The sequence below is a fragment of the Streptomyces sp. SPB074 genome (genome assembly GCF_000154905.1).
Lineage (GTDB): Bacteria > Actinomycetota > Actinomycetes > Streptomycetales > Streptomycetaceae > Streptomyces.
This window is the reverse complement of the sequence record NZ_GG770539.1, coordinates 3840289-3842746: the sequence shown is the minus strand read 5'-3', so window position 1 is coordinate 3842746 and position 2458 is coordinate 3840289. Positions and strand designations below refer to the sequence as shown.

General features: G+C 75.4%; 2 protein-coding genes and 1 pseudogene. 2 read left to right on the top strand and 1 reads right to left on the bottom strand.

Annotation, left to right across the window (positions count from 1 at the left end; genetic code table 11):
• Positions 1–290 precede the first annotated feature (290 nt).
• Positions 291–1454: an SLC13 family permease gene (locus tag SSBG_RS15975; RefSeq protein ID WP_037871522.1), complete on the top strand. Its 1164-nt coding sequence runs from the start codon at positions 291–293 to the stop codon at positions 1452–1454.
• A 348-nt stretch (positions 1455–1802) separates the two neighbouring features.
• Here the strand turns inward: SSBG_RS15975 and SSBG_RS15970 are convergent, their stop codons facing one another.
• Positions 1803–2141, bottom strand: a complete 339-nt coding sequence (locus SSBG_RS15970) for a hypothetical protein (protein WP_234010552.1) — start codon at positions 2139–2141, stop codon at positions 1803–1805.
• 194 nt (positions 2142–2335) lie between these two features.
• On the opposite strand from SSBG_RS15970, the pseudogene SSBG_RS31305 reads away from it, so the two are divergent.
• Positions 2336–2458: pseudogene (locus SSBG_RS31305) on the top strand (sugar phosphate isomerase/epimerase); the annotation flags it as partial.

Genomic DNA, 2458 nt, shown 5'->3' with positions numbered 1-2458 from the left:
CGCCGTGCCGGGGGGCGCGGTGGCGAGGGGCGCCGTGCCGGGGGGCGCGGTGGCGGGGGCGGGGGCGCGGTGACGAGGCCGGGCTGCCGTCCCGCCCGCGTACCTCCGTCCCGCCCTGCGTACCGCCGTCCCGGCCCCGTACCCCGGCCCCGCCCACCGGTCCCGCCCCCGTACCACCGTCCGCACCAGCCCCACCGCGCCGCCCCCGCGCACCCTTCTTCGCCCTCGGCCCGGTGTGCGAACCTGTCGCCGTGCCGACACCCAGACCCCCGCGCCGCCGCCCGCACCCCCTGGACCTGCTGGCCTGCGCCCTGCTCGCGTGCGGCCTGCTCCTCCTCGCGACCGGCGTGCTCCCCGTCCGTGCGGCGGGCGACGTGGCCGGGCGCACGGCACCCCTGCTCGCCTTCCTCGCGACCGTCATCGTCATGGCCGAACTGACCGGCAGAGCAAAGGTGTTCGACGTGCTGGCGGTCGGTATCTCCCGTGCCGGAAAGGGCGGTTACGCGCGCCTGTTCGGCCTCTGCGTGCTCTTCGCCTCCGCCACCGCGCTCGTCCTGAACCTCGACACGACCGCCGTCCTGCTCACCCCGGTCATGCTCGCGATGGCGGCCCGCGTCGGCATCGCGCCGCTACCGCTCGCGATGACGACGGTGTGGCTCGCCAACACCGCGAGCCTCCTCCTCCCCGTCTCCAACCTCACGAACCTCCTCGCCGCCGACCGCGTCGGCCTCTCGGCGGGCGGGCTCGCGGCCCGCATGTGGGCCCCGCAGGCGGCCGTCATCGCCGCGACGGCGGTGTGCCTGTGGGCGCTGTACTGGCGACGGGGACGGCGCGGCGCCGACGCCTACGTACCGGCGGCGGCACCCCGCCCCGCCGACCCCGTCCTCTTCCGCACCTGCGCCCTCGCCTGCGCGGGCTTCCTCGTCGCGATCCTGGTCGCCCCCGTGCCGCTGTGGGCGGACTCGCTCGCCGCCGCGCTCGTCGTGGTCGTCGCCTTCGCGCTGCGCCGGCCCCGGGAGTTGCGCCTCTCGCTCATCCCCTGGCGCCTGCTGGTCATGGTGCCCGGCATGTTCCTCGTCGTGGAGACCGTCAACGTCCACGGCCTGCACACCCTGCTGGAGCACGCGATGGGGACGGAGGAGGGGGCGGGCGGTCTCTTCCGCTCCGCTTCGGTCGGCGCCGGGCTCTCCAACGTGCTCAACAACCTGCCGGTCTACCTCGCGGGCGAGTCCGCCGTCCCCGACGGCAACCGCGACCAGCTCCTCGCCTTCCTCATCGGCACCAACGTCGGCCCCCTCGTCACCCCCTGGGCCTCGCTCGCGACGCTCCTGTGGTTCGCACGCTGCCGCACCGCCGGAGTCGGCGTGCCGCTCGCACGCTTCGTCGGCACGGGACTCGTCCTCGCGGTCACGGGCACGGCGGCGGCAACCGGCGCCCTCGTCCTGACGAGCTGAACGGGCCGGTATACGCCCGTACACATCAGGGTCGCCCCGAAACCCGCCCGCACGCCTCGGCCCGGGCGGGTACACGCCCGTACACACCGGGGCCGCACGGAACGCGTCGGCACGCTTCGGCAGGCACCGGTATACGCCCGTATACATCGGGACCGTTCGGAACGCGCCCCCACGCCTCAGCCCCACCGACATACGCCCGTACAAACAGGGCCGCGAGGTATACGCCCGTACACACCAGGCCACGCGGAACGCACCCACACGCCACAGCCCCACCGATATACGCCCGTACACACAGGGCCGCCCGCTATACGCCCGTACACAACACCCCGCGCCACGCCGTGGCGGCGCTCACGCCACCGACGTCCCCACCGCCTCCCGCGTGAGGGCGACCAGTCGGTCAAGGACCCCGGGGCGCCCCGCGACGAAGCAGCGTTCCGCGTCGGGTCCGGTGAAGCCGATACGGAACGGGCCGCCTTCGAGCGTGCGGAACTCGCAGCCCGCCTCCAGCGCGAGCAGCGCCCCCGGCGGGAAGTCCACCGCCTCCGCGCAGTACCCCACGAAACCGTCGATCGTCCCGCGCGCCAGCATCGACCAGCCGAGCAACGGCGCCCACAGCGCTAGCACCCGCCGCGTGCGCCGCTCCAGCGCGACGCGCAGCGCCTCGGCGCGCGCGTCGTCCCTGCTCACCGAGTGCCCCTGCGTCCACGCCACGACGAGCCGCGGCGCGGAGGCCGGCACGGCCACGTCGGGCGGCAGCGTCTCGGCGAGCGGCGCCCGCGCCGCCGGTACGGTCCCCTCGCCGCCCGCGCCGAACCGCTCCCCACTACCGGACGGCGCCCCGCTACCGGACCGCCCCCCGCCGCCGGACGGCTCCCCTCCACCGGATGCTCGGCTCCATCGGGTACGAGGGGCCCATCTCGGTCGAGTGGGAGGACGCCGGGATGGACCGCCTCCAGGGCGCCCCCGAGGCGCTGGCCCGGATGCGCTCGTACGACTACGAGCGG